Origin of the sequence: Phyllobacterium sp. NPDC097923 (assembly GCF_044760925.1) — a bacterium.
GTDB classification, from domain to species: Bacteria; Pseudomonadota; Alphaproteobacteria; order Rhizobiales; family Rhizobiaceae; genus Phyllobacterium; species Phyllobacterium calauticae.
The window spans coordinates 40,916-67,050 of the sequence record NZ_JBIWBL010000003.1; the positions used below are offsets into that span (position 1 = coordinate 40,916).

Annotated in this window: 21 protein-coding genes; 8 read left to right on the forward strand and 13 right to left on the reverse strand. The window is 60.3% G+C overall.

The features are described 5' to 3' along the window. The 7 genes from pepT to ACIQWS_RS16065 all read right to left on the reverse strand — a co-directional run bounded on the left by pepT (window position 1) and on the right by ACIQWS_RS16065 (window position 10,371). Window positions 1-1,233 (reverse strand): peptidase T, encoded by a 1,233-nt coding sequence (gene pepT, locus ACIQWS_RS16035; protein ID WP_403181321.1) that lies wholly within the window; start codon window positions 1,231-1,233, stop codon window positions 1-3. 177 nt (window positions 1,234-1,410) lie between these two features. After that, complete coding sequence (locus tag ACIQWS_RS16040; protein ID WP_403181324.1) at window positions 1,411-2,784, reverse strand: alpha-glucosidase/alpha-galactosidase; 1,374 nt, start codon at window positions 2,782-2,784, stop codon at window positions 1,411-1,413. Between the two features lie 17 nt (window positions 2,785-2,801). Further along, on the reverse strand, window positions 2,802-4,448 hold the full coding sequence (locus tag ACIQWS_RS16045; RefSeq protein ID WP_403181327.1) for an ABC transporter ATP-binding protein: 1,647 nt from the start codon (window positions 4,446-4,448) through the stop codon (window positions 2,802-2,804). A 35-nt stretch (window positions 4,449-4,483) separates the two neighbouring features. After that, window positions 4,484-5,611, reverse strand: a complete 1,128-nt coding sequence (locus ACIQWS_RS16050; RefSeq protein ID WP_403181330.1) for an ABC transporter permease — start codon at window positions 5,609-5,611, stop codon at window positions 4,484-4,486. Beyond that, entirely contained in the window at window positions 5,611-6,621 is a 1,011-nt protein-coding gene (locus tag ACIQWS_RS16055; RefSeq protein WP_403181335.1) for an ABC transporter permease, read from the reverse strand. Before ACIQWS_RS16055 ends, ACIQWS_RS16050 begins: the two co-directional genes overlap by 1 nt. 125 nt (window positions 6,622-6,746) lie before the next feature. Beyond that, window positions 6,747-8,822: an ABC transporter substrate-binding protein gene (locus ACIQWS_RS16060; protein WP_403181338.1), complete on the reverse strand. Its 2,076-nt coding sequence runs from the start codon at window positions 8,820-8,822 to the stop codon at window positions 6,747-6,749. 76 nt (window positions 8,823-8,898) lie between these two features. Further along, a complete protein-coding gene (locus ACIQWS_RS16065) occupies window positions 8,899-10,371 on the reverse strand; it encodes an alpha-glucosidase/alpha-galactosidase (RefSeq protein ID WP_403181340.1) in 1,473 nt (490 codons plus the stop codon). Between the two features lie 245 nt (window positions 10,372-10,616). On the opposite strand from ACIQWS_RS16065, the gene ACIQWS_RS16070 reads away from it, so the two are divergent. After that, window positions 10,617-11,480: an AraC family ligand binding domain-containing protein gene (locus tag ACIQWS_RS16070; RefSeq protein WP_403182507.1), complete on the forward strand. Its 864-nt coding sequence runs from the start codon at window positions 10,617-10,619 to the stop codon at window positions 11,478-11,480. A 49-nt stretch (window positions 11,481-11,529) separates the two neighbouring features. Here the strand turns inward: ACIQWS_RS16070 and ACIQWS_RS16075 are convergent, their stop codons facing one another. The 5 genes from ACIQWS_RS16075 to ACIQWS_RS16095 form a co-directional block, all read right to left on the reverse strand. Beyond that, a complete protein-coding gene (locus ACIQWS_RS16075; RefSeq protein WP_403181343.1) occupies window positions 11,530-12,450 on the reverse strand; it encodes an HlyD family secretion protein in 921 nt (306 codons plus the stop codon). Further along, window positions 12,437-13,168 carry an ABC transporter ATP-binding protein gene (locus ACIQWS_RS16080; RefSeq protein WP_223615822.1) on the reverse strand — a complete coding sequence of 244 codons (732 nt, stop codon included), beginning with the start codon at window positions 13,166-13,168 and terminating at the stop codon, window positions 12,437-12,439. The genes ACIQWS_RS16075 and ACIQWS_RS16080 overlap by 14 nt, the downstream gene beginning before the upstream one ends. A gap of 5 nt (window positions 13,169-13,173) precedes the next feature. Beyond that, entirely contained in the window at window positions 13,174-14,307 is a 1,134-nt protein-coding gene (locus tag ACIQWS_RS16085; RefSeq protein ID WP_403181348.1) for an ABC transporter permease, read from the reverse strand. 4 nt (window positions 14,308-14,311) lie between these two features. After that, window positions 14,312-15,682 carry an efflux transporter outer membrane subunit gene (locus ACIQWS_RS16090; RefSeq protein WP_403181353.1) on the reverse strand — a complete coding sequence of 457 codons (1,371 nt, stop codon included), beginning with the start codon at window positions 15,680-15,682 and terminating at the stop codon, window positions 14,312-14,314. Between the two features lie 294 nt (window positions 15,683-15,976). Continuing rightward, window positions 15,977-16,615, reverse strand: a complete 639-nt coding sequence (locus ACIQWS_RS16095) for a TetR/AcrR family transcriptional regulator (protein WP_403181356.1) — start codon at window positions 16,613-16,615, stop codon at window positions 15,977-15,979. 206 nt (window positions 16,616-16,821) lie between these two features. Between ACIQWS_RS16095 and ACIQWS_RS16100 the strand changes: the two genes are divergently transcribed. From ACIQWS_RS16100 to cysE, 5 genes are all read left to right on the forward strand, one after another. Continuing rightward, a complete protein-coding gene (locus ACIQWS_RS16100; protein WP_403181360.1) occupies window positions 16,822-17,298 on the forward strand; it encodes a (2Fe-2S)-binding protein in 477 nt (158 codons plus the stop codon). Continuing rightward, on the forward strand, window positions 17,295-18,278 hold the full coding sequence (locus ACIQWS_RS16105) for an FAD binding domain-containing protein (protein ID WP_403181363.1): 984 nt from the start codon (window positions 17,295-17,297) through the stop codon (window positions 18,276-18,278). Before ACIQWS_RS16100 ends, ACIQWS_RS16105 begins: the two co-directional genes overlap by 4 nt. Next, window positions 18,275-20,569 carry a xanthine dehydrogenase family protein molybdopterin-binding subunit gene (locus tag ACIQWS_RS16110; RefSeq protein WP_403181366.1) on the forward strand — a complete coding sequence of 765 codons (2,295 nt, stop codon included), beginning with the start codon at window positions 18,275-18,277 and terminating at the stop codon, window positions 20,567-20,569. Before ACIQWS_RS16105 ends, ACIQWS_RS16110 begins: the two co-directional genes overlap by 4 nt. Before the next feature lie 247 nt (window positions 20,570-20,816). After that, a complete protein-coding gene (locus ACIQWS_RS16115) occupies window positions 20,817-22,148 on the forward strand; it encodes an NAD(P)/FAD-dependent oxidoreductase (protein ID WP_403181368.1) in 1,332 nt (443 codons plus the stop codon). Window positions 22,149-22,160: 12 nt separating this feature from the next. After that, the gene (gene cysE / locus ACIQWS_RS16120) at window positions 22,161-22,970 is read left to right on the forward strand and encodes a serine O-acetyltransferase (protein ID WP_403181371.1); all 810 of its coding nucleotides are present in this window, start codon (window positions 22,161-22,163) and stop codon (window positions 22,968-22,970) included. Window positions 22,971-22,991: 21 nt separating this feature from the next. Here the strand turns inward: cysE and ACIQWS_RS16125 are convergent, their stop codons facing one another. After that, window positions 22,992-23,234, reverse strand: a complete 243-nt coding sequence (locus tag ACIQWS_RS16125; RefSeq protein WP_403181374.1) for a hypothetical protein — start codon at window positions 23,232-23,234, stop codon at window positions 22,992-22,994. Window positions 23,235-23,585: 351 nt separating this feature from the next. Here ACIQWS_RS16125 and ACIQWS_RS16130 point away from each other — a divergent pair, with 351 nt between their 5' ends. Both ACIQWS_RS16130 and ytfQ read left to right on the forward strand, forming a co-directional pair. Beyond that, on the forward strand, window positions 23,586-24,866 hold the full coding sequence (locus tag ACIQWS_RS16130; protein WP_403181376.1) for an O-antigen ligase family protein: 1,281 nt from the start codon (window positions 23,586-23,588) through the stop codon (window positions 24,864-24,866). Between the two features lie 248 nt (window positions 24,867-25,114). Then, entirely contained in the window at window positions 25,115-26,071 is a 957-nt protein-coding gene (gene ytfQ / locus ACIQWS_RS16135; protein ID WP_403182510.1) for a galactofuranose ABC transporter, galactofuranose-binding protein YtfQ, read from the forward strand. The last annotated feature ends 64 nt before the right edge of the window (window positions 26,072-26,135 follow it).

Genomic DNA, 26,135 nt, shown 5'->3' on the forward strand with positions numbered 1-26,135 from the left:
CTAGGCCCGTTCTTCCCAGATTTTTGCAAGCTCGACCAGCGTCTTGACGGCTCTTTCCATGTCCTGGCGGCTGACCCATTCAAGCGGTGAGTGGAAGGCGTGGCCGCCGGCAAAAATATTGGCGCAGGGCAAGCCCATGAAGGACAGCCGTGAACCGTCGGTGCCGCCACGGATGCTGCCGCGCACCGGCACCATGCCGGCCCGGCGGACCGCTTCAACCGCGTTGTCGACGATCTCCGGGTGGCGGTCGAGGACGGACTTCATGTTGCGGTACTGCTGCCTGACGGTGAACGTGTAGGACGAACCGGGATAACCGGCCATGACGTCCTTCACCAGCGCTTCGAGCACGGCTTCCTTGGCGGCAAGGCCGTCATCGGTAAAATCACGGATGATGAAGCTGAGCGCCGCCTTCTCCATCGAACCGGTGACGCCTGTCGGATGGATGAAGCCCTCTTTGCCTTCCGTTGTCTCGGGCGCGATGTCCCGGGGCAGCCGGTCGATGATGGCGCCGGCGATCTTGATGGCGTTTTCCATCTTGTCCTTGGCGAAGCCCGGATGAATTGCGACGCCCGAAATGGTGATGTCGACCCCGTCGGCCGAGAAACTCTCGTCCTCGATATGGCCTGCGGTTTCGCCGTCGACGGTATAGGCGAACTGTGCCCCGAGCTTGGCCACGTCCACCTTGTCGACGCCGCGCCCGATTTCCTCGTCCACGGTGAGCAGCAGCTTGATGGTGCCGTGGCGGATATCCGGGTTGTCGACGAGGAACTGCGCCGCCGTGATGATTTCCGCCAGCCCGGCCTTGTCGTCGGCGCCGAGAAGGGTGGTTCCGTCTGTCGTGATGATGTCATTGCCGATCTGGTCGAGCAGGACGGGATGGTCGCTGACCCGGATGACCTGCTGCGGATCGCCGGGCAGTTGTATGTCGCCGCCGCCATAATTATGCAGGATGCGCGGCTTGACGTTTGTGCCGGTAAAATCGGGGGCCGTGTCCATGTGCGAGCAGAAACAGATGACCGGCACCGGCTTGTCGACATTGGACGGGATGGTTGCGTGGACGTAGCCGTGCTCGTCCATATGCGCATCGGACAGGCCGATGGCGAGCAATTCCCCAACCAGCACATGGCCGAGATTCTTCTGCTTCTCGGTGGACGGTTGTGCGGACGATTTGGGATCCGATTGGGTGTCGATGACGACGTAGCGAAGAAAACGATCGGTAACGGTATCGGTCATGGGCTCAGCTCCAACCTTTGCATGCCAGTGATGCACTGCTGTAGCCTTTGCCGCCGGCATCGTGAACAGATTTTTGCCTTGCTCCCCGCTTTTTCCCATTCGCCTCCGCCGCAAGCACGCCGCCGGTGTTCAATTGCAGGGTGACAGCCCTGCAATTGATACGATGCATCGCTCCGTCTAAGCGGCCTGCACTTTCCGGGAACCACGGGCCCAGGCGGGAAGCCAATCGCCGTGCGCAGCAAGAAGATCATCGACGAGCGACCATATCTGATCGAGATCCAACTCAGCGGCGGTGTGCGGGTCCATCATCGCCGCATGGTAGATGTGATCCCGGTTTTCGGTCATCAGCGCCTGCACGGTCAGTTCCTGTACATTGATGTTGGTGCGGATGAGGGCGGTGAGTTGCGGCGGCAGCGCGCCGACATGGGTTGGCTGAATGCCGGACGCATCGACAAGGCATGGCACTTCCGCCGCACAATTGGCGGGCAGGGACGTGATGCAGCCATTGTTGCGCACATTGCCGTAGATGACCGATGGTTCGCCGGTCCATACGGAATTCATGATGGACGAGGCATATTCGCGGCTTTCGCTCACGTCGATCCTATCGGCCTTGGCATAGGTTTCCGCCTGTCCCTTCCAGCGTTCGATCTGCTCGATGCAGCGCTTGGGATATTCGTCCAGCGGAATGCCGAACTTTTCGATCAGATCCTCGCGGCCTTCCTTGATGAAGTATGGCGTGTACTCGGCAAAGTGCTCGGAGCTTTCAGTGACGAAATAGCCGAGCCGCGTGAGCATCTCGTAGCGGACCTTGTTCGGGCAGCGCGGATTCCAGTGGCTGGGCTTGGGCAACCGCCCCTCGCGATAGCCCCGGACAAGATCCGGATAGAGGTCGCGGTAACTGCCATCGGGCTGCTGGTGTTCGAACTGCAGGTAAAAGGCCATATGGTTGATGCCTGCAGCGCGATAGCGGATTTCTCCAATTGGGATGTCGAGGTCGCGCGCCAGTTCGCTCGCCGTTCCCTGCACGGAATGGCAAAGACCCACCTGACGGATCGTTGGGTATTTTTCAGCGATTGCCCAGGTGTTGATGGCCATGGGATTGACATACTGCAGCAGGATGGCCTGCGGGCAGACCGCCAGCATGTCCTCGCAGATATCCCAGAGGTGCGGTACGGTCCGCAGGCCGCGCATGATGCCGCCAACACCAAGGGTGTCGGCAATGGTCTGGCGCAGGCCGTATTTCTTCGGAACCTCGAAATCCGTGACGGTGCAGGGCTCGTATCCGCCGATCTGGAACGCAACCACGACGAAGTCCGCCTTCTCGAGTGCACGCCGGCGGTCCGTATGCGTTTCGATGACGGCCTTGGCATCGAGTGTTTTTGCCAGCTTGCCGGCGACGATGGCGCTCTCGGCGAGGCGCTGCGGGTTGATGTCCATCAGCGCGATTTTTGCGCCCGACAGGGCCGGGCGCTGCAGAACATCGCCGATGATGTTTTTCATGAAGACGGTCGATCCGGCTCCGATAAAGGTGATTTTGGGCTGTTTTGACATGGCAATCTCCGGGAGGATTATGCGGCTACCTCGAAGGCGGCTTTGACAAGCCGTTCAGTGTAGGCGGTCTTGGGATGAAAGAGAACGTCGTTGACGGGGCCTTCCTCGACAACCTTGCCGTGCTGCATGACCATGACACGATGGCAAAGAGCACGAACCACTTTCAGGTCGTGGGAAATGAAGAGGTAACTGAGGCCGCGCTCATCCTGCAGCTTGCGCAAGAGATCGATGATCTGCGCCTGGACCGACAGGTCGAGCGCCGACGTCGGTTCGTCAAGAAGGATGAATTCCGGTTCCAGCGCAATGGCACGGGCAATGGCGATGCGCTGGCGCTGGCCGCCGGAGAATTCGTGCGGGAAGCGGGACAGGATATTATGCGGCATCCCGGCGCTCGCCAGGGCTTTCTGGACACGGTCGAGACGGTCCGCCCGGTTGACGCCGATCCCATTGATAACCAGTCCTTCCTCGATGATCTGCCCGATCGACATGCGCGGGTTGAGCGAGGAAAACGGGTCCTGGAACACGATCTGCATGCGCGAGCGCAGCGGCCGCATTTCGGCCCGCGACTTGTCGTGGATCGGCTGCCGGTCGAAGTAAATCTCGCCACTGTCAGTATGCACCAGCCGGACGAGCGCCTGTCCGAAGGTGGTCTTGCCGGAGCCGGATTCACCGACGATACCGAGCGTCTCGTGTCTGTGGAGTTTCAGGCTGAGACTGTCGACAGCCACGAGCTCGTGCAATTGCGGCTTGAAGAAACCGCCGCGTTTGAGCATGTAGGTCACCCGCACCGACTTGCCCTCCAGAATGGCTTCGCAGTCCGCCGGCATCGGGTTGGCCTGTCCTCTGGGTTCGGACCCGAGGAGATGGCACGTATAGGGGTGGCGGGGGGCGGCAAAGAGCGCTGCGGTCGTGTTGTGCTCCTTCACCTCGCCATGCTGCATGACATAGACATAATCGGAAAACTGCCGGACAACGGTAAGGTCATGGGTGATGAGAATGACGGCCATTCCAAGCCGCTTCTGCAGATCGCGGATGAGGTTGAGGATCTGGGCCTGCACGGTTACATCGAGCGCGGTGGTCGGCTCGTCGGCAATCAATACGTCGGGATTGTTGGCGAGCGCCATGGCAATCATGACACGCTGGCGCTGACCGCCGGAAAGCTGGTGCGGATATTGGTTGAGCCGGGATTCCGGATCGGGAATTTGCACTTGTATCAACAGGTCCAGCGCGCGTTGCCGGGCGTCGCGCCGGCTGATGCGCTGGTGCACGCGGATGGCTTCGACGATCTGGCTGCCGATCGTATAGATCGGGTTGAGCGAGCTCATGGGCTCCTGAAAGATCATGGACATGCGATTGCCGCGCAACGCGCGCCGCGCCCGGCTCGAGAACTTGAGAATATCCTTGCCGTCATAGGCAATTTTCGATTCCTGGGACACCACGGCGCGCTTTGTCAGGAGCCCCATGATGGTGCGGGCGGTCACCGATTTCCCCGACCCGGATTCGCCGACAATTGCGATCGTCTCGCCGCGATAGAGTTGGAAGGAGACATCCTTGACGGCCTCCACGACCCCCTCTTCGACCGTGAAGCGGACGGCGACATTGCGGGCATCGATGATCGGATTGTCCCGATGGGCTGAACTGTCCAGCCGTTGTTCGGGTGCCATGGTGCTTGGTTCCTGCGTGTGCATGGTTTCCGGCCTCAATAGGGATCGACAGCATCGCGCAAACCGTCGCCCAGGGCATTGAAGGCAAAGACGGTCACAAGCACGAAGGCGACGGGGGTGAGAATCCACGGGTAGGACCCGATGACGGAATAGGTGGCCGTGTCCTGCAGCATCAGCCCCCAGGAAATCAGCGGAGGCTTCACTGCAAACCCGAGGAAGCCCAGAAAGGATTCCAGAAGGACAATGTGCGGGATCGCGATGGTGACGGCAACGATCACGTGGCTCATGACATTGGGAAAGATGTGCTGGAAAATGATGCGCCGGTCTGAGGCGCCCACCGCCAGCGCCGCACGCACATATTCGATGCGGGCAAGTGCCAGTGTCTTGCCGCGCACTTCACGCGACATCTGCGCCCAGCCAAGCGCCGACATGATGATGATGACGAAACCAAGGAAAATGCTCGTCGGAGCCGTGACGGGTATGAGCGAGCTGAGGGCGAGATACAGTGGAAGCTGGGGAAATGCCAGGACCAGTTCAACAAAACGCTGTGTCCAGGCATCGAACCGTCCGCCGAAATAGCCGGAGACCAGTCCGACGGTCGTGCCGACAACCGTCACGATGGAGACGACAATCAACGCAATCATCAGCGAGACGCGGGAGCCGTAAATGGCTCTGGAGAGAACGTCACGACCGAACTTGTCGGTTCCAAGGAAATGCACGGGCTTGCCGTCGAGGGTGCCGAAGAAATGCCGGTCCGCCGGGATGATGCCAAGCAGCTTGTATTCAAAGCCCTTGACGAAGAACCCCAGCAGGCGGGGATTGCCATAGTCCAGCCCGACCACCGGCTGGAATGTCACCGGATCGAGTTCCTCGGTCTCGGCGACCGGATAGGTGCGCGGGCGCAGATTGAAATGCGCATCCTTGTCGAAGAAGCGCACGGCTTCCGGCGGTGCGAAGCCGATCTCCGTCTGGGAAGGATCGACAGGGGCAAAGAAACCGGCGAAGACGGCCATAACAAGCAGCATGCAGACGAGGACAAGCCCGATCATGCCGGTCCAGGAGCGTTTGAGGCGCCGCCACACGAGAGCCGAATAGCTTTCATTGCCGCGGTTGGCTTTGCGGATGTCCACGGCGGCAACCGGCGGTCTTATCTGGATTTGCATCACCGCGCCTCCCCGTACTGGCGAACCCGCGGGTCCATCAGCGCCAGCAGAACGTCTGCAATGATGTTGCCGACAATCAATGTTGCCGAGAGCACCAGCATGAAGGTCGCCGTGACATAGACGTCTCCGATCCACATGGACCCGACGATGGCGGGCCCGACCGTCGGCAGCGCGAAGATGATGGCGGTTTCGATCTCGCCGGTCAGCATGTATGGCAGGACGACGCCCTGATACATGATGAGGGGATGCAGCGCATTCGGCACCGCATGGCGCATGATGACAGCGCCCTCGCTCAAACCCTTGGCCCGTGCCGTCTCGACATATTGGGCGTTGAGCGTGTCGAGCAGATTGCCGCGCATCACGCGCATATTGTAGGCGAGCCCGCCAAAGGTGGCGATGGCAACGACCGGCCACACATGCTGGACCAGATCAACGAACTTGCCCCACGACCACGGCGCGCCGCCATAGCGCGGGGAATAAAAGCTGCCGATCTCCGAGACGTTGAAGTGAAACACCATGATGTAGACAATGATCAGCGCCATCAGGAAGCGCGGTACGGTCATGCCCAGGAACGATATGCCGGAGAGCAGGCTGTCCACCCAGGAATATTGCCGCGTGGCGGCCAGTATCCCGAAGCTGATCCCGATGATCGACGCGAGGATATGGCAAGTGAGGGCGAGGAGAAGCGTGCGCGGCAACCGCTCGCCAACCACATCGGCAACCGGCTTGTTGTAGAACATGCTGTGGCCGAAATCCCCGCGGGTCACCATGCCGACGATCCAGTTGAGGTATTGCACGGGCAGCGGCTTGTCGAGGCCATTGGCAACCCGGTACGCCTGCGCCTGTGCATCGGCTGCCTCGAAGGACGCGCCACCCTGGTTCATCAGCTGTGAGCGGATGTAGTCGGAGTAATCGCCAGGCGGTGCCTGAATGATGGCAAAGGTCACCACGCTCAGCACAAACAGCACCGGGATGGCGGATGCGATACGCACAAGCAGGAATCGTAGCATGGGCCGGTTCGCTTTTCTTGTGTTGGTTTCAAAACTGGCGTGAACACATTCATGCCGTTGGATTTTTCAGTCCACCCGCCGGTCGCAACGCGGTGCGACCGGCCGGATCAGAGGCCTTGGGAGGCTTAGTTCATCGGTCCGGGTCCGCCGGGTTTTCCCGGCAATTGCTGCGGGAACAGTTCATAGTCGCCCTGCTTGTCCGCCTTGACGAAGATGCGTTCACGGATGACGGCATCTTCAGCCCAGTTGAACATGAAAATCGGCGCCCCGGACGGGATGTTGGAGAAGCGCTTGTTGATGACCAGTGCACCGGCAAATTCAGTCAGCCCGACCGTGTTGACGTTGGCGGTGTAAACCTTCTGATATCGCTTCATCAGTTCAGCCCGCTCGGCATTGTCCTGGCTCGCGATGAATGCGTTGACGATTTTCACCAGTTCTTCCTCGTAGGGCATCAGGTCGACTGCGCCGTTTTCCGGGGCACGGTGGTACCAGCTTGTGCGTGGCCCGACAGGCGCCAACTGTTCCGTGTTCTGCACGACGGAGGCGAGTTCCGACCTGTTGCGCAGGATCATCCAGTCAAAGCGGCCGCCGTAGTTGGCGGCATCCCGCTGGTTGCCATCAAGGGCGTTGAGAATGACACGCAGTCCGAGTTTTTCCAGCTGCGCGATAACACCCTCGGCAAGGTTCTTGTCGGTGCTGTAGGCATTGTTCACGAGAAGGGTGATCTCGACGTCCTTCCCGCCAGCCTTGTCCGGCGGGAAGTTGACGATACCATTGCCGTCGGTGTCCTTCAGGCCGGCCTTGGCCAGTTCAGCCTTCGCCCCCTCCAGATCGAAGGGGTAATAGACCGTGGACTGCCGGTCGTAGAAGCTCGTTGCCGATGACAGCCCGCCCGGATAGATCGCCGTGAACGGTCCTTTGACAAGGGCTTCGCCGAGCTTCTTGCGGTCGATGGCCATGGTGACGGCCTTGCGGAAATGCTCGTTGCGATTGAGTTCGCGCACGGCCTGACCGCGCGCATCGGGTGCGCCCCAGCCATTGGCGGAAAAGTTCATGTCGAGATTATAGCCGATCAGGCGGGGTCCGAAGGCAAGCCGGGCGGGTGCATTGTCCTGCGCGGCGCGTTTCAGCGACTCCACGAAGTTTTCCGGCTGTTCGAGATTGGAGAAATCGGCGGCCCCTGCAACGGTCTGGACGTCACGGTCGGCCCATGTGGAAAGCTTGTAATGCATCTCGTTGACATAGGGCAGCTGGTTGCCGGCTTCGTCTACTTTCCAGTAGTAGGGGTTGCGGCGCATCACGATGATGTCGTCGGGGCGGTATTCGACCGGTACCCAGGCACCCATGACCGGCATGTTCATATATTCCGGCGGGAAAGCGTTCTTGTACTGGTCGTAGGTTGTCCCGGCATATTTGGGATGCTTCGTCTTCAGAATATGCGCCGGGCCGGGGCAGAATGTGCCATAGGCCATGGCATAGAGATACTGGCGCGGGAACGCATCCTTGAAAGTCCACTGGACCGTATAGGCATCGACTTTCTTCAGCGTTGTGCCAACGCCGAAGGTTTCCTGTGTTGCGCCATTCAGCGGTGAAACATTGGGGTCGAGGACATTGTCTTCCCAATAGTACATGACGTCATCGGCATCGAATGGCGCACCATCGGACCATTTTGCGCCTTCGATCAGATGCATGGTCAGCGTGTGGCCATCCGGCGACCAGTCCCACCCCTTGGCGAGGTTGGGCAGCGGCTCGACGTCGCTCGCTTCGACCTGGAACAGCGGTGCCGTTCGCGTCAGGCATTCGGACAGGCCGATGTCGATGCCTCCATAACCCTGCGACTGGCCGCCGCTGTAGTTCCAGCCCTCCGGCCGGCCGCCGATGACGTGCCGCAAGGTATCGCCGTAGACACCGATGCCATCGGGCATGTTGGTCGTCCGGTAGACAAGGGGCTGCTTGGGCAGGCGGTCCTGAACCGGCGGAAGCTTGCCGGTCTTGACGAACTTCTCGGTCATCCAATCCGGCTCATGATAGGCGGGCAGGGTCTTGAATTCGAGGATCGCGTCGCGCGGGACATAGGTGATGTTGGCTTGCGCTTTGAAGGATGGCGGTTCAGGCGGAACTGTCGGCTCCGATGCCGCTGCCGGAACGGCCAGCATCGAAACACCCAAGGCGAGTGTACTCCAATAGCGCAGATGGCTCATCGTCTCTCCCTCTCGATTTGATCCAGCCGGTATGGCCATTCCCGTCTCCTCCAAGCCGGGAAAAGCCGCTGGAAAGCTAATTCACGGCCTGCGTCATCAATGCTTTCTCTGCCCGCAATTCTTCGATCGAGCGCACGGAACGGCTGGCAGAACCTTTCCATTCACGCGTTGCCACGGTCTTGTGGCGCAGGCGGTCCTTTGCCGCATCAATCGCATGGGCATATTGCGGCAGCCAGGGTGCTTGCGCGACGATCATCTCATCGACCATCTGCCAGACTTCCTCCGGCGTGCACACGGCGCCAACCAGCGGATCATGCAGGACGGCAAGCTTCAGAAGATCGATGTCGCCGCTGATGGCGGCGTGGACGGCCATGCGCTGCACATTGATCGATGCCATGCAGGTTGCGGCGCAGGCTTCCGGCAATGTGATGCCGGAGACCATGTTGATGCCGAACCGGTCAACGAAGCCGGGCGATTCAATGATCGCGTCGGCGGGAAGGTTGGTGATGATCCCGGTGTTGCGGGTGTTGAAATGGCCACGGTAGACCCGTCCGGTTTCCAGCGCTTCCAGAATATGGCTCGCATGTTCGTTGGAGCGGCGTGCCGGATCGATCGGCTTGGCGGCCGCTTCGAGAAATTGCGCAAATTCGGTCTCAAACCAGTTTCTGGTTTCGGTCGAATGCCGGAGATAGCCGCCGGTCTCGCCATGGATCCAGTTGGACATGTCGATCCATCTGGCGATTTCATCGGGACGCTTGCGATACCACGGCAGATATTCCGAGAGATGACCGTTGCTTTCGGTGGAATAGACGCCGAAGCGCTTCAGCACATCGATGCGCAGCTTTTCCTGCTGGGAAAAGACCGGATGCGCCTCGAATGCGGCAATGAGTTCCTCCGTGCCAATCCTGCGACCGCGCAGGCGGATATCGACAAACCAGGTCTGATGATTGATGCCCGAGCAGATATAGTCGAGCTCGTCCTTGGACCGGGCACCCAGAACTTCCGCGATCTGCTCCGCCCCATGCTGAACCCCGTGGCACAGGCCGACCGTGTCGACCTTGCCATATTCAATGGCCGCCCATGTGTTCATCGCCATCGGGTTGGCGTAGTTGAGGAATTTTGCGCCGGGTTCCGCAACTTCGCGGATGTCCTTGCAGAAGTCGAGAATGACGGGGATGTTACGCTGTCCGTAAAGGATGCCGCCGGCGCAGATCGTATCGCCGACGCATTGATCGATGCCATATTTCAGGGGAATGCGGATGTCATCGGCATAGGCTTCGAGCCCGCCGACCCGTACGCAGCTGATGATGTAGCGGGCACCCTCGATGGCCTTGCGCCGGTCGGTCGTGGCGGTTACCCGGGTTGGCAGATGATTGGCCTCGACAATGCGGTCGAGAATGGACTTGATCATTCCAAGGTTGTGTTCGCTGATGTCGGTCAGGGCAAATTCGATGTCCCTGAATTCCGGCACGCACAGAATGTCCGTAAACAGTTTCTTTGTGAAACCCACGCTGCCCGCGCCGATAATGGCAATTTTGAAACTGCTCATGCTGACCTCACCGTGCCCATCATCAATGCGGGTGAAAGCAACAGGGCAGGGTAGCTCCGGTGGAAAAACACCGGGCTTTGCAAAGACCAGGATTTTCCGGTCTTTCCCCTTGTTCTATTCCTTACCCGCAGTTCATCCGCTGTTCTTGATTGGCATTATGCGTATATTCGTGGGAGCGAATAGAGAGGGATTATGCTTTTGAGGGTAATTTTGTGCTGCAGAAACTGATCGATACCGGGCATACCATGAAGACGGTTTCCCTGCCGCGAGGCCGCCATACGCTGCACACCATGCCGACCAGCACCGGTTATGAGGTGCGGCGCGATGAAATCTATGATTGGGACGGCCGAAAACGCGGCCAGACCCCCTTCACCGTCCTGCAGCACACGATCAGCGGAACGGGCATGCTCCGCTATGAGAACCGCAACTACAAGGTGCGCGAGGGTGAAACTCTGCTGGTCCTCGTGCCGCATAACCATCGCTACTGGCTCGAGAAAGGCGATCACTGGGAGTATTTCTGGATTTCCATGAATGGCGAGGAAGCGCTGCGCATCCACCGCTCGGTGCTCGCCGCCCAGGGGCCGGTTTTGCGCTTGCCGGGCGAGACGATAGAGCATCTGGCCGATTGCAGCCTGCGCCTGATCGCGGACGCGGAGACCGCCGGCCGCGCCTCGGCCATCGCCTACGAGGCCGCCATGGCGCTCTATGACGGCGTGTTCGGCTCGCACCCCGTCGATCAGCACGAGAAGACCGTCATGCAGCCCGTCATCGATCACATCAGTGCCAATCTGGACAAACCGCTTCCCGTTGACGAGCTGGCGCGGGTATCGGGGTTGAGCCGGGCGCATTTCTCCCGGGTCTTTGCCGAGTGCGAGGGGCTGCCCCCGGCGGAGTTCGTGCTGCAGAAGCGGATGCAGCGGGCGACGAAGCTTCTGACCAACGCTGCATTCCTTCCGGTCAAGGAAGTGGCGATCATGACCGGTTTCGACGATGCCAATTACTTTTCAAAGGTATTCCGCCGCATCTACGGCGCCAGTCCGACGGAATTCCGCACCACGGGCATGTATGCCAGTCTTTCAACGCGCGCATCGGGATCGGGTGAAAGCTGATGCGGCAGACGGGCAGCGAACCGAAGCTGCCCCTGCTGCGATCATCCGGTCAGGTTTTGAAACGGACGATCACGCGCTGCCCGATGAGGAATGGTGACTTGGGCTGAATGCTGATGATGCATTCAGCCGTGCGGATATCGACGCGATCACCGGGCGCATCCCGCGATTTGGGTTGTTCAAGCACATGCTGGATGCTGATGACGCGTCCCTGGATGGACATGGTGTCATCGTTTTCCGCGATGATGTCGACATCCATGCCCGGTTTGACTAGTTTGACAAACTGCTCCTGAATTTCGGCACGGACGATACGCGGTGCCTCCGGCAGAAGCGTGAAAAGTTGGGTAACGGCTTGCGTCGATACGACTTCGCCAACGCGGGCGGACTGGCGAATGATGCGTGCCGCGATGGGCGCGCGGACAAGCCGCATCTCGACTTCGAGACGGCTGTTGTCCGCACGGCTCTCCGCTGCCGCCAGGGCGGCTTCGGCGATGACCACTTCGGCTTTGGTGGCCGACAACTGCGCCTCGGCTTCGTCAAGCGCCTGGGCCGAAACGGCGTTTCCTGCCGCTGCCCGGCGCAGCCGTGCCGCCTGACGGGTCTGGGCACCCAGCTTTGTCTGCAACGCGTCCAACTGGCCCTTGGACTGGCGTGCTTCGGCTTCGGCGGTGCGAACAGCGATCAGTTCGCGGCGATTGTCAAGCGCGGCGAGGATATCGCCGGCTTTGACCCGCTGTCCTTCCTTCACCGGCACATCCTGAATCACCCCGTCACGCTGGGTGGAGAGTCGCAGCAGGCCGCCCTCGACATCCACGACACCGCGTGCCGCCGCAATAATGCCTGGTCTGGCCTGGGCAATTTCCGCCTGATTGGCCTCCGTCGCGCTCGACATGGCCCAGAGCGCCAGACCGGCACCGCCCAGCGCTGCCAGAACGATCGCATACTGCAGAGAGGTGCGGCTAAACATAGTCATGACTGGTATTTCCTGACGCTTTTGCACCGGCGGCGGGACGCCAGTCACGAAGAATGCGGCCATCTTCCATTTGCAGGACACGGTCCGCGTGGGCAATAAGACGCGGGTCATGCGACACGCACAGAACCGTGGCCCGGGTTCGTCTTGCAATCGTGTGAAGAATCTCGATGACGATCTGGCCGTTGACGCTGTCGAGCGCGCTGGTCGGCTCATCGGCAAACAGAATGGCGGGTTTCTTCACAATGGCGCGGGCGATGGCCACTCGCTGCTTTTCGCCGCCGGACAGTTCGGCGGGGTGCAGGTGGCGCCGGGCAGCGAGACCAACCTGTTCCAGCGCCCGTTCCGCTCGCTCCGCCGTCTCTTCGGCGGCAACACCGAGATAGTCCAGCGGCACCTGGACCTGTTCGACGGCGGTCAGGGCAGGGAACAGGTTGAAGCCCTGGAAGACGAAACCGCAATGATGCAGGCGAAAGGAATCGCGCTCGGCATCGCTCGCCGCCACAAGATCGGTTCCAAGCGTTCTGATCGCGCCTGAATCGGGAATGGTCAGGCCGCTCAACGTCGCCAGCAACGTGCTCTTGCCGCATCCGGATGGCCCGATGATCAGGGTCAGTTCGCCCTGGAAGATATCGATGGATACGTCCTGCAATGCAATCGTGCGGATTTGCTTGACGACAAATGCCTTGCTGATGCCGGTCGCGGAAATCGTTGGCTGCATGGCGGTCACCGGAGCAATGTTGCTGGATCGGCGTGCTGCAGACGCCGCAGGGCGAAAAGGCCGGCAGCGAACGCCACGGTGAGCACAACGGTGGATGCTGCCAGAACGATGCTTGTCCGCAGTTCAAAGGGCACGCTGTAGATGCGGGCTATGAGAGCGGCGGCGGTGCTGAAGACGGCGCCGACAAGCAAGCCGAGAACCCCGACCCAGGCGGCCTGTTCGATGACGATGGCCCGCAGTCCCTTGAATGATACGCCAAGGGCCCGCAGCGTCGCATATTGCGGAATGGATCCGGCCACGGCGGCCATCAGTGTCTGGCTGGTGACGAGAGCGCCGACGAGCATGGCGATGATGGTTGCGAAGATGAAGGCGATACCGGCACCGGATTCGAGAAGCCAGTACCGTATCGACATTCCCGCCAGTTCCGGGGCGGACCACACGTGAAAGCGCGGGATTCCCGCTGGATTGTTCAAACGCTCGCGAATGGCTTCCGCTGGTCCGAACTTTGTCACAGTGTAAAGGAAATAGGTCACGTCGTCCGTTGCCCCAAGCGCATTGTCCAGAGTCCGCGCAGTTTCTATCGACGTGACGACGTTTACGCCGCCCAGCCCTCGCAGGCCCTCGATCAAACCGACAATGTGAATGCGGCGGCCATTGACCTCGGCGGTATCGCCGACATCGATGGCCAGCTTGTGCCTGTCGGTGGCATCCACCAGCGCTGTTCCGGGTTGCTGCAGCAGGTTGCGCATTGCCGGGGGAACAACCGTCGAGAGGCCGATGCTGCGAGGGCGCGCGTCAATGCCGACAATATTGATGCTGGTGCCGCCGCCGCGCGCGCCGCGCCAGTCGCCGGAGCCGAGCAGGAAGCGTTCCACATGGGAAATATTCGGTTCCATGTACAGGCTGGTTGCGATGCTGGCGCTGATCGGCCGCCCGAGATCCACGCTTTGCGTGCCGGGAAAACCCACCCAGTACTGCGCGCTGGACTGGGTAACGTAGAGCGCATTGGACCCGATGATGCCGAGAAGCAGGGCGCCCTGGACGATCATGAGAACGCCGGAAAAACCCACCGCTACAATCGCTGGAAGAAACCGCCGCCATTCATGGACCAATGTTTTGCGTGCTATCGAAACGGACATCCGGTTACCCCTTCCGTTGGCGGGTGGGGGCGTCTTGCGTGCTGGTCGTCAGGGGCGAGGCGCCGCCGATGGCCTTGTAGAATGTGATCAGGGCAAGCGCTTCGGCTTCCTGCGCCTCGGCCAGCTGCTTGCGCTGCGCCAGGACGCGCATCGCCGAGCCAATCGACTTGGATCCGTCGCTCAGGCCTTCCCGTTCGAGGACCGTGGTTGCGGAGCGCATCTTTTGCGCGGATGCCAGATTCGCATTCAGTCGCCGGGTCGTGGTATGAACGGCCGACCACGCCCGCAGCGCGGATGATGCTTCCTCATAGGCAACGAGAACACTCTGTCGGTAGGCCGCAACAGCTTCGTCGAACAGAGCCTGCCGTGCCGCAACGACGTCGCGCCGCCGTCCCTGATCGAAAACCGGAATTTGAACCGACGGCCCGCCCATGATGCCGAACGGCGAACCGTTGGACGGACCGCCAACACCGACAATGCCGCTCAGGCGGAGTTTTGGGTAGAGGTCGGCCTGGGCGATGCCGATATCGGCGGCAGCACGCACGGTTGCAAGCTCGGCCCGCCGGACATCCGGACGGGCGCGCAGGAGGTCCGCCGGACGGCCTGTGATGGGGTCGAGGCGGGCGACGGGTTGAGGTTTTGTGTGCTGCAGGGAGGTGTCGATCTGCGTGGTCCCGAGAAGGGTGGCAATCTGCTGCAGGGTGATGTCGATCTGTGTCTGGAACCGGGCCTGTTCCGCCTTCGCATCGCCAAGGCTTATCCGGGATTCCTCTGCGTCCGATGCGGCGGCAAGGCCGGAACGGTATTTGACCGCGGCAAGCTTGCCATCGCGCTCGATCAGGGCAAGGGAGGCGCGGGCGATCGCCTCGCGCTCCTGCAGCGCGCGCAGGCGCACGTAAGCGCTGGCAATTTCGGCGGCAACAGCGATGCGTGCGGCTTCGACATCCTCGGCGACCATATCGGCGGATGCCTTGGCTGCCCGCTGTGTGTTCTCGCTCAAGCCAAACAGGCCAAGCTCCCAGCCCACTTCAAGGTTGAGCTGAACCGGTCGGCGCAGCAGTTCCTGCGATTTGGTCGAACCCGTTCCGGCATTGGCCGTGCCCGATACATCGGCGGTGGGCATGAAAAGTGTTCTTGATGTCCGCGCCATTGTTCGCGCGGCGACAAGCTGCTGCTTCGCTTGGACGATGGTGAGGTTCTGTCCAAGCGAACGTACGACGAGCCCGCTCAGGACCGGATCGCCGAAAGTCTGCCACCAGTCGCGCAGGTCCCGCTGCCGGCCAGCAGGCATCTTCGCGGCGGCGGCATAGCGCGCCGGCAGGCTGGGCGCCGAGAGAGCCAAGCCCGATGCATCATTCTGGCAAGCGGTAAGCATCGCCGCACCGGTAAGGACGCAGATGGTCTTCACGCACGCATGGCGACAGAAAAATGGGGTAAGGGGCAATGTCAAATCTCACGCACGCGACCTTGGACCGGGCACCCGGTATTTCGGGCACAGCCATGGTCGTGGAAGCCGCGGGAACGAACGTTTTTCCCAATCGCGCTCGGTGTTGTAACTGCAGGCATTGCTTCTCACATCCAATTGTCCGCGCATCGTTGCATGCGAGGATTGCGGGAACATGATGGAGCGGTTGCCCAGGCGCGGATTTTGGCTTGAAAAACTGCCGTTTCAGGGGGTGTGTTTTGCCCCGGCACCCCACCGCAGACCATCCATCAGCAGTTTCACCAAACGGCGGGAACGCTCATGCCAGTCGGGAGCATCGGGAATGGAATAGATGGTGAAGAGGGCATGCAGCAGGTCTGTGCTGTCGATGTCCCGCCGGATGAGATTCTGATGTGCGGCCGCTTCCACGAGATTGCGCAGGGCGACGGAAACCATGCCCGAACTCTCGGCAAAAAGTTCGGAGTTCGTGTTGACCAGCATGCGCAGGCTGTTTGCCATGCCTCTTTTGGCGGCGATATAGCCGACAAACCGCTGCATCCACTCCTCGAGAGCCACATCCGGCGCATGGCTCAGGGACAATTCGCCCGCTGCCGCGCAGAGACTCTCGACTTCGCGGCGGTAAACCACTTCGACGAGATGTTCGCGCGTCGGGAAATGACGGTAGAGTGTACCGATGCCAACACCGGCGCGCCGCGCGATGTCTTCGAGGGAGCCTTCAATGCCACGTTCCGAGAAAACCGCGGCCGCGACTTCGAGCAGCTTTTCCCGGTTGCGTCGCGCATCGGCGCGCATGCCCTTGGCTGCCGACGGGGTTGGCTCGGAATTTTCTGGCGGCTTGGCAACCAAAATCTGCTCCACGCTCATGGGGGCTTGACCACGAGCAACAAGGTCTTAAGATAAGCGGAGGCCCCTCCGTTTAAGTGGAGTCCGTTTGCCTTCTTATCGCAGAATCGGTGCCGGTGTCATGTCTCTCATACGCATAGGCTGGTTTTGAACTTTCTGGCAGGCGGCAGGTGTCCGCATCCCGGGCCGCCGACTGAATCTGCATCCGCTACAGCAGGAGCAATAGAATGACCGGAACAATCGACTTGAAGCTGAACATCAATGGCAGGGAGCAGACGCTTGCCGTCGAGCCGCGTGTGACGCTGTTGGATGCCCTGCGCGAGCATATTGGTCTGACCGGAACCAAGAAGGGCTGCGATCAGGGACAGTGCGGCGCCTGCACCGTTCACATCGATGGCAGACGCGTGCTCGCCTGCCTGACGCTTGCCGCTCAGGCCGAGGGCCGTGCGATCACCACGATTGAAGGCATCGCGGCAGAAGATGGCGAATTGCATCCTGTCCAGGCAGCCTTTCTCGAGCATGATGCTTTTCAGTGCGGTTATTGCACGCCGGGACAGATCATGTCGGCGGTTGCCTGCATTCGGGAAGGACATGCGGGATCAGACAACGAGATTCGTGAATATATGTCGGGCAACCTGTGCCGGTGCGGGGCCTATTCCCATATCGTGGCTGCTGTCCGTGAAGCTGCGGAGGCCGCATCATGAAGAATTTCACCTATCTGCGTGCAGGTTCGGCGGACGAGGCGCGCACGGCCGCAGCGCTTGCCGGGAGCATGATCCTGGCCGGTGGCACCACATTGCTTGATCTTGCCAAATGCGGGGTTGCCGAACCGGACACCGTCATCGATATCACGCATCTCGCTGGTCTTGACCGCATAGAGGTCGACGGGACCCGGGCATCGATCGGGTCGCTTGCCCGCATGAGCGCGGTGGCCGATCATCCCGCAATGCAGGACGCCTTTCCGGCCGTCACGCAATCGCTGGCGCTGGCGGCCTCCGCGCAAATCCGCAACATGGCGACCATTGGCGGCAACCTGCTGCAGCGCACGCGCTGTCCCTATTTCCGTGATGCGGCCGTTTTTCCCGCCTGCAACAAGCGCAGTCCCGGCTCCGGGTGCACTGCCCTTGGCGGCGTGACCCGCAATCACGCGGTTCTGGGAACGAGCGACGCCTGCATTGCCAGCTATCCGGGCGATCTGGCTGTCGCGCTGGTTGCCTTTGATGCGATTGTGCATCTGGGAAGCCGCGAGATACCGGTCGATGACTTCTTCCTGCTGCCCGGCAATCATCCGGATCGCGAACACGCCATGGAGCGCGGTGAAATCATCACGTCCGTGACAATACCGCTATCGGCCGCCGCACGGCGCTCCACCTACCTCAAGGTCCGCGACCGGCAGTCCTATGAGTTCGCTGCCGCCAGCGCCGCTGTCGGGCTGGAACTGGCTGCCGACGGAAGGACGGTTCGCGATGTGCGCATAGCCCTTGGCGGCGTCGCAACGAAGCCGTGGCGGGCCCGCGCGGTGGAGGCGGCATTGATCGGCAAGGTGCTGGAACCGGAGCTGGTCCGTCAGGCCAGTCTGCTGTCCATGCGAGGCGCGGCTGATCATGGCGCGAACCACTACAAGATCGATCTCGCCCCGCGTGTGATCACGCGCGCTGTCCTGCAACTGGGAGGTCTGGCATGACTTTCATCAATCCAAAGGCCAAACACGGCGATGCATCCGACGGCAATCTCGGCGGACGCCTGTCAAGGCTCGATGGCCCCGCTAAAATCACCGGCAGTGCGACCTACGCCGTCGAACATCAGATCGAGGGGCTGGTCTATGCCGTAACGGTGCAGAGCACGATTGCAGCCGGTATCGTAACATCCGTTGATGCCAAGGCTGCCGAAGCATCGCCGGGCGTGCTCCTGGTGTTGACGCCCGACAATATCATGCCGTTGAAGTCAGCGACGACATGGGCCGGTACGCCCGGCCCGGAGGGTCCGTTTCTGGCGCTGCCGAGGATTGTGAGTTTCAATGGCCAGCACATCGCTGCCGTTGTGGCCGAAACCCTGGAGCAGGCCACGGCCGCCGCCGCCCTGATCAGGGTCACCTATGAGGAAAAGGAGCATGTTTACGGCCTTGACGACCCCAGGGCCGGGGACGGGGTGCCGATCGAGCGCATGACGATGTCCCGGGGCGATGCCGAGAAGGCACTGGCCGAGGCTCCGGTGCGGATCGAACAGGAATACCGGACGCCGCGCGAATACAACGTTGCCATCGAACCGCACGGCATCATCGCGCAGTGGGAGGCAGACAGCCTCACGCTATGGGAGCCAAGCCAGTGGATCGACGGCATGGCCCGTTCCTACGCTGAATGGTTCGACATACCGTTCGAGAATGTCCGCATGATCTCGCCCTATATCGGCGGCGGCTTCGGCTCGAAGGCGCTGTCACTGCCGCATGGCGCCGTTGCCGCGATTGCCGCGCGGATGCTTGGCAAACCGGTGAAGCTTGTGGTCACGCGTCCGCAAACCTTCACCGCCTATGGCGGCCGGCCCGCCACCCGTCAGACATTGGCCCTTGGGGCAACCAGGGAGGGCAAACTCCTTTCCATCGTGCAGCGCGGCGTCAACGAGACATCGATGCTCGGCGTTGCGGTCGAGCCGCTCGGTTCTGTCACCGCGATCATGTATGCGGTGCCCAATTTCAGCTCGCGGCAGAATGTCATTCCGCTCAACACGGTTACCCCGGGTGCCCTGCGGGCGCCGGGGGAAAATCCCAGCGCGTTCGGCATTGAATCGGCGATCGATGAGCTTGCCTATGAAGTGGGTATCGATCCCCTGCAGATCCGCCTGCTGAACTATGCCGAGGAAGATCCGGAGGCGAAAATTCCCTGGTCGACTCGCCGGCTGCGGGAGGCCTTCGCCGCAGGCGCGGAAGCCTTCGGCTGGTCAAAGCGCTCGCCGGCGCCGCGTTCGATGCGCGAAGGCAACCAGCTGATCGGCTGGGGTGTCGCGGCAGGGACCTATCCGGTGCGGCGCACACCTGGTGAGGCGCTGGTCCGCATTCTTGCCGATGGCACGGCGGAGGTCGCGAGCAGCAGCATCGATATGGGGCAGGGAACCTATACGATCCTTGCCCAGACCGCAGCTGAGGTTCTGGGTATTCCGGTTGACCGGGTTCGCGTGAAACTCGGAGACTCCGCCTTGCCCCGGGCGCCGGTTGCCGGCGGCTCGCAACTTGCCAACCTGATGACGGGCGCTGTCCACAAGGCAGCCCACGCGGCACGCGATGAACTGATCGGTCTTGCGCTCAATCATCCGAGTTCGCCTTTTCTCGATCAGCAGACCAATACCCTGACCATTGCCGATGGCGTGATTTCGACGCCGCGCAGCGAAAAGCCCAATATTTCCATCGCCGATTTCATGCGTGTCATCGGGCAGGAAAAGGTGGAGGCGTTGCGCGATACCCTGCCGGAGGACAAGAAGAACACGCAGGACCGCTACAACAACTTCACCACCATGATGGCGATGAAGCCGCCGACGGAAGGCGGCTACTCCCTGCACAGCTGGTGCGCGCATTTTGTCGAGGTGCGGGTTGATGCGGATTTCGGCACCGTGCGTGTCTCGCGCATGGTCTCGGCGCTTGATTCGGGCCGCCTGTACAATCCCAAGCTGGCGGAAAGCCAATGGCGGGGCGGCATCATCATGGGCATCGGCCAGGCGTTGCTGGAGGAGGGCGTCGTCGATCCGCGCTATGCCCGCGTGATCAACAACAATCTCGGCGATTATCTCGTGGCGACCAATGCCGATATCCCGGATCTGCAGGTGATCTCCGTGGGTATCCCCGATCATCATGCTTCCGTGCTCGGCGGCAAGGCTGTGGGAGAACTGCCGATCGTCGGTGTGGCCCCGGCCATAGCGAACGCGGTTTTTCATGCCACGGGAAAACGCATCCGGGACCTGCCGATCACTCTCGATAAGCTCCTGTAAGGCTTGTCCGCAAACAGGAACCCATCTGACAATATGTGTTTCGCGCATGCATGGCGCGAAACACGCTCGTTTGAGCATATTCCTGCACAGATAGGCGGTCATTGGCAAAACAATGCCTCCTCTCGAAACCGATCTTCTCTACCTTGCGGCAGCGGCGGCGTAATGGCATGGCTGCAAAGCATCTGCCACGGCGTTGCCACGCCGGTAGACCCGTGAGATCGATTGTTGGTGAGAGGAAACCTGTTCAATGCCTGGCCCCTATGTTGTGCGCGTTCATGGTGACGAAGACCTTCCGGAAGAGGTGGATGTGGTCGTTGTCGGCGGCGGTATCATAGGAGCTTCGACTGCGCTCGAACTGGCCGAACGGGGCCTCAAGGTGGCCCTGTGTGAAAAGGGCGGCATCGGCCAGGAACAATCCAGCCGCAATTGGGGATGGGTGCGTATATCGCGCCGTGACCCGCGCGAAGTGCCGCTGATGGCGGAGGCGCTGCGTCTATGGTCCGGTTTTGATCAGCGGCTTGGCCGCGATACCGGGTATAGGCGCGCCGGCATTCTGTTCACGGCGCCGGACGACAAATCCTACGAGGAAAACGAGCGCTGGCTGCAAAATCTGGAAGGTTATCAGCTGGAGAGCCGCATGATCAGTGGCAAGGAGCTCGACGATCTCCTCCCGGGCGGACATCTGCCCCTGAAAGGTGCCCTGTATACGCCCGTCGATGGGCGGGCTGAACCGCAGAAGGCGGCACCCGCCATCGCTGAAGCGGCGCGCGACAAAGGCGCGTCCATCCTCACGGAATGCGCGGTGCGGGGCATCGAAACAACCGGCGGCAAGATATCCGGTGTTGTCACGGAACGGGGGACAATCGGATGCAGCGCGGTGGTGCTCGCCGGCGGCGCGTGGTCCAATCTGTTTTGCGGCCTCTATGGCATCGATCTGCCGCAACTCAAGGTGCTGAACACCGTCATCCGCACCAAGCCGTTGCAGGGAGGCCCGGAAACGGCGCTCTGGTCCAAGGATTTTGCCATCCGCAAGCGTCAGGACGGGGGATACACCATTGCCTCCGGCCATGAGAACATTGTCGATATCGTGCCGAAATCATTCCGCTATGCGCGGCAGTTCCTGCCGGCGCTGAAACTGGAATGGGATTCCTTGTCTTTTCGCTTCGGCGGCCGCTTCTTTGATGAGGCGCGCATTCCGGCCAAATGGAAAATGGATGAGGCGAGCCCGTTCGAGTATCACCGGGTCCTTGATCCCAAGCCATCGCTCGATCTGTCGAACCGCTTTTTCGACAGCCTCAAAGCGGCATTTCCCGTATTCAATCAGGCGGAGATCGCCCAGCGCTGGGCCGGCTATATCGACGCCACGCCTGATGCTATACCTGTCATTTCGGCCGTCGACGAAATCCCCGGCTTTCACATCGCCACGGGCTTTTCCGGCCATGGGTTCGGCATAGGACCGGGTGCCGGGCGTTTGATGGCCGATATCGTGACCGGGCGCACGCCGGTGGTGGACGCGGCGGCTTTCCGGTTTTCCCGTTTCAGTGACGGGTCCAAGATAACGCCGATCACCGGATTTTGAGTGTGGTGCACAATGACCAATGCAACGGCAGTTTCAAAAAAGCGCGCACTATGGTCGCGTATTCTTACAGAGGCGGCGGCGGTGAGCGAGCGCGAACCGACGCTTTCCTCGTTTCTGCAGCATGCGGTATTGCGCTTCGACAATCCTGAGGATGCGCTTTGCCAGCAGTTGGCGGATGTTCTCGCCAGCCCTGTCGTGACAAGCGAAAAACTATGGGATCTGTTCAGCGAGGTGCTGAAAGAGAACCGGGCGGTGCTGTCCGGAATGGAGGCGGATGTCAGCGCCGTCCTTGAGCGCGATCCTGCCACCAGGAGCGCATTGCATGTGCTGCTCTATCTCAAGGGGTTCCACGCGATCCAGGTCCACCGGTTTGCCCACCATTTGTGGGATACGGGCCGGGAGGATATGGCTGCTTTCCTGCAATCGCGATCGTCACGTGTTCTGCAGGTCGACATTCATCCCGCCGTGCGCATGGGAAAGGGTGTGTTCTTTGATCATGCCACCGGCATCGTGGTCGGCGAAACCGCCGTGATCGAAGACAATGTTTCCATTCTGCAGGGCGTGACGCTGGGCGGTACGGGGAAGGACACCGGAGACCGGCATCCCAAGGTGCGCCACGGCGTTCTCATCGGTGCCAGTGCCACCGTTCTTGGCAATATCGAGATCGGCGTCAATTCCAAGATCGGCGCCGGTTCGGTTGTCCTGAAATCCGTCGAAAACAGGAAAACGGTGGCAGGTGTTCCCGCTAAGGTCATCGGCGGCGTGCAGGAAAGGGAGCCCGCCCGTTCCATGAACCAAATTCTTTATGATGTCGGGCTCTGAACCCTGCAGAGGAGGATGGGACTATTCCGCCGGATTATCGTTGGCTATTCCGCGCCTGTCGGGTTCTTTCAGCCGCGCCATCGAGAATTTCAGGACATTTTGCACGACATCCAGCTCATGACGGCCGGCGGGCGTCGCACCGCGGGCATCTTCGGTGAGTTTCAACATTTTCCGGAACAATTCGCGAATTTCGAATTCGGACAATGGAGCCATTGTTTGAATGTCTTCGATACGCATCGGTGTGTTGTCGCCGTGTCCATGCATCAGGATTCCCATTGAAATCCTTTTCAGCCGGGGTGTCTGGACATGAGTTTCTTCAAGTCGCGCAAGAATTGAAAATTATTACCGCCACAATCGCGTTGCATTCGGGCGGGTCAAACCGGTGCTTTGACCACCATTGAGATGGCAGTTGATCGCTCCCGCCATTTTTGAACAACGACATTGCAATATGCCTATTCATTGCACTTGACCCCGTTGCGCAATCTGAAACATAGTCGGGAGGCGGATGGTTCCAAGGAAAAACACCGGGTCGATTGCCGGTGAAAATCAACATCCGCACGTGGGGGCGGGCATGACGATACAGGGCAAAACACCATTCGGGTCAGCCAGACCCTGATGCGCACCTTTGTGTTTCTGGGGATATTCTTTCTATTCTGGATTACCACGACTCCATTTCCCGATTTGAGCGCTGTCATCAATCCGGCCGATCCGCGCTCCGACGCGCTCTATCAGGTGGTGATGCTGCTCCTCTCCGCCATGCTGCTCTTCTTCGGTTTGCGACACCCCCTCCGGCGAATGATCCTGCAGCCAGCCGCTCTGCTTTCGGCAATTTTCATCTGGTATATCTTCGTTTCGATCCTGTCGCTTCACCCGGACGTTGCCGTGAAAAGGGCCATTCTTGGCGCTCTGGTTTGTATGAACGCGAGCATATTCCTGCTCCTGCCAAAATCGGAGCGGCATTTTGCGGCACTCTTGAGTTTGGCCACCCTGGTGATGCTTGGGTTCGCCTACTGGGGCGTCACGGTCTGGCCGCAATATGCGATTCACAATATCGGTGATTTTGCCGAACGGGAACTGGCAGGCGATTGGCGCGGTCAGTTCTCGCACAAGAATATCACCGCAGGCGTGATGGTCATATCGGTCTTCTTCGGCCTGTACGCGTGGTCATCCCATCTGCGCCTGAGAGCCGTTGTCATTGTCGTCCTGTCAACGTACTTCCTGTTCAGGACCGGTGGTAAAACCTCCTCGGCAGCTTTGCCGGCCACACTTGTTCTTGCAGCCCTGTTCGAGCGTCTGCGATCGCTGCGTTTCCTCATCGTCCTGGGCGGAATTATCGCCATCAACTTCGTCACGGTCGGCGCGGCTTTTCTCGAGCCGGTGCGCGAGATGCTGGCCTCGGTCGGAATAGACCCGACATTCACGACACGCACCGATATTTGGAGGCTTGCGATCAATGCGGCGGCGCGCCAGCCGATCACCGGATACGGCTTTGACGTGTTCTGGGGGTCTCCTGAACTGATTTATGGCGGCGGCCAGATCGAAAGCGGAGCGTTGAACGCGGGAACCGCCCACAATGGCTATGTCGATACGCTCGTTTCAGCCGGAATTCCCGGCCTCATACTCATCTTCGTCTGGCTGTTGATTCTGCCGATCCTTTATATCGAGCGGGCAGAAGAACAGGGAGGAAACCCGCATCTGACGCGCCTTTTCTCCCGTATTTGGCTCTACGTGATTTTTGCGAGCTGCACGGACACCCTTTTCTTCCAGAATCGCAATCCGGTCTGGTTCGCGCTGCTCATTGCCGTCTTTGGCCTGCGTTTTCAGGCCAAGTCGGACATGATCGAGAGTGCCGTGCCAAGGGTGGCAACGGGTGCCTTGTCGGCGCAGCCCACCTAAACCATCCCGATAGCCGATGGAGTTTCATGACAATCCGTCGGGCTGGCGCGCCTCCGCTCGCGCTTCGGTACTTGGCATTCTCGTTATCCTTCCGTGACTGATTTCCCTCGGCGGCTGCCCGCAACCGGGCGCTTTGTCGTGACTCAAAACCGTCTTGTTATTTGTATTACTATATTATAGTAATACGCTGGAGGTCTGGGAGGATCTTGTAAATTTGACCAATTTCGGGAGGAGACGTCATGATTTCCATGAAGAGAATTCTGCTTGCCAGCACGGTTGCCATGTTGTGCGCCGGTGCTGCGCATGCGGCTGATTTGACAGTCGGTTTTTCACAGATCGGCTCGGAGTCGGGCTGGCGTGCGGCTGAAACATCCGTGTCGAAGATCGAAGCCAAGAAACGCAGCGTCGATCTCAAAATTGCCGATGCCCAGCAGAAGCAGGAAAACCAGATCAAGGCGATCCGCGGCTTCATTGCACAAGGTGTCGACGCCATCTTCATCGCTCCGGTCGTGGCGACAGGGTGGGACACTGTTCTTGCCGAAGCCAAGGAAGCCAAGATTCCGGTCATTCTTTTGGACCGCACCATCGAAACAGCCAATGACGGTCTCTATCTGACTGCGGTCACGTCCGATACCGTCCACGAAGGCAAGGTTGCCGGCGAATGGCTCGTCAAAGCGGTGGCCGGCAAGGACTGCAAGGTTGTTGAATTGCAGGGAACGGTTGGTTCAAGTCCTGCCATCAACCGCAAGAAGGGTTTCGAGGACGGAATCGCCTCGGCCTCCAATATCAAGATTACCCGCAGCCAGACCGGCGACTTTACCCGCTCCAAGGGCAAGGAAGTCATGGAAGGCTTTCTCAAGGCGGAGAACGGCGGCAAGAATATCTGCGCTCTCTACGCGCACAATGACGATATGGCCGTTGGTGCGATCCAGGCAATCAAGGAAGCCGGGTTGAAGCCGGGCAAGGACATTCTCGTCGTGTCTGTCGATGCGGTGCCTGATATTTTCAAGGCGATGTCCGAAGGGGAAGCGAACGCAACGGTGGAACTGACCCCGAACATGGCGGGACCAGCCTTTGATGCCTTGAAGGCATTCAAGGACAGCGGAAAAGCCCCGCCAAAGTGGATACAGACGGAATCGAAGCTCTACACACAGGCCGATGACCCGAAGAAGGTCTACGAGGAAAAGAAGGGCCTGGGATACTGATCAGGACCGCCGTGCCAGCCGTCCCATTGGGGGCGGCTGGTCACTGATCGGAAATCCGCTGATG

Bases quoted from the DNA above. Each gene is read 5' to 3' on its own strand.
- pepT (WP_403181321.1), bottom strand. From the start codon at position 1,233: ATGACCGATACCGTTACCGATCGTTTTCTTCGCTACGTCGTCATCGAC.
- ACIQWS_RS16040 (WP_403181324.1), bottom strand. From the start codon at position 2,784: ATGTCAAAACAGCCCAAAATCACCTTTATCGGAGCCGGATCGACCGTC.
- ACIQWS_RS16045 (WP_403181327.1), bottom strand. From the start codon at position 4,448: ATGGCACCCGAACAACGGCTGGACAGTTCAGCCCATCGGGACAATCCG.
- ACIQWS_RS16050 (WP_403181330.1), bottom strand. From the start codon at position 5,611: ATGCAAATCCAGATAAGACCGCCGGTTGCCGCCGTGGACATCCGCAAA.
- ACIQWS_RS16055 (WP_403181335.1), bottom strand. From the start codon at position 6,621: ATGCTACGATTCCTGCTTGTGCGTATCGCATCCGCCATCCCGGTGCTG.
- ACIQWS_RS16060 (WP_403181338.1), bottom strand. From the start codon at position 8,822: ATGAGCCATCTGCGCTATTGGAGTACACTCGCCTTGGGTGTTTCGATG.
- ACIQWS_RS16065 (WP_403181340.1), bottom strand. From the start codon at position 10,371: ATGAGCAGTTTCAAAATTGCCATTATCGGCGCGGGCAGCGTGGGTTTC.
- ACIQWS_RS16070 (WP_403182507.1), top strand. From the start codon at position 10,617: ATGAAGACGGTTTCCCTGCCGCGAGGCCGCCATACGCTGCACACCATG.
- ACIQWS_RS16075 (WP_403181343.1), bottom strand. From the start codon at position 12,450: ATGACTATGTTTAGCCGCACCTCTCTGCAGTATGCGATCGTTCTGGCA.
- ACIQWS_RS16080 (WP_223615822.1), bottom strand. From the start codon at position 13,168: ATGCAGCCAACGATTTCCGCGACCGGCATCAGCAAGGCATTTGTCGTC.
- ACIQWS_RS16085 (WP_403181348.1), bottom strand. From the start codon at position 14,307: ATGTCCGTTTCGATAGCACGCAAAACATTGGTCCATGAATGGCGGCGG.
- ACIQWS_RS16090 (WP_403181353.1), bottom strand. From the start codon at position 15,682: ATGCTTACCGCTTGCCAGAATGATGCATCGGGCTTGGCTCTCTCGGCG.
- ACIQWS_RS16095 (WP_403181356.1), bottom strand. From the start codon at position 16,615: ATGAGCGTGGAGCAGATTTTGGTTGCCAAGCCGCCAGAAAATTCCGAG.
- ACIQWS_RS16100 (WP_403181360.1), top strand. From the start codon at position 16,822: ATGACCGGAACAATCGACTTGAAGCTGAACATCAATGGCAGGGAGCAG.
- ACIQWS_RS16105 (WP_403181363.1), top strand. From the start codon at position 17,295: ATGAAGAATTTCACCTATCTGCGTGCAGGTTCGGCGGACGAGGCGCGC.
- ACIQWS_RS16110 (WP_403181366.1), top strand. From the start codon at position 18,275: ATGACTTTCATCAATCCAAAGGCCAAACACGGCGATGCATCCGACGGC.
- ACIQWS_RS16115 (WP_403181368.1), top strand. From the start codon at position 20,817: ATGCCTGGCCCCTATGTTGTGCGCGTTCATGGTGACGAAGACCTTCCG.
- cysE (WP_403181371.1), top strand. From the start codon at position 22,161: ATGACCAATGCAACGGCAGTTTCAAAAAAGCGCGCACTATGGTCGCGT.
- ACIQWS_RS16125 (WP_403181374.1), bottom strand. From the start codon at position 23,234: ATGCATGGACACGGCGACAACACACCGATGCGTATCGAAGACATTCAA.
- ACIQWS_RS16130 (WP_403181376.1), top strand. From the start codon at position 23,586: ATGCGCACCTTTGTGTTTCTGGGGATATTCTTTCTATTCTGGATTACC.
- ytfQ (WP_403182510.1), top strand. From the start codon at position 25,115: ATGAAGAGAATTCTGCTTGCCAGCACGGTTGCCATGTTGTGCGCCGGT.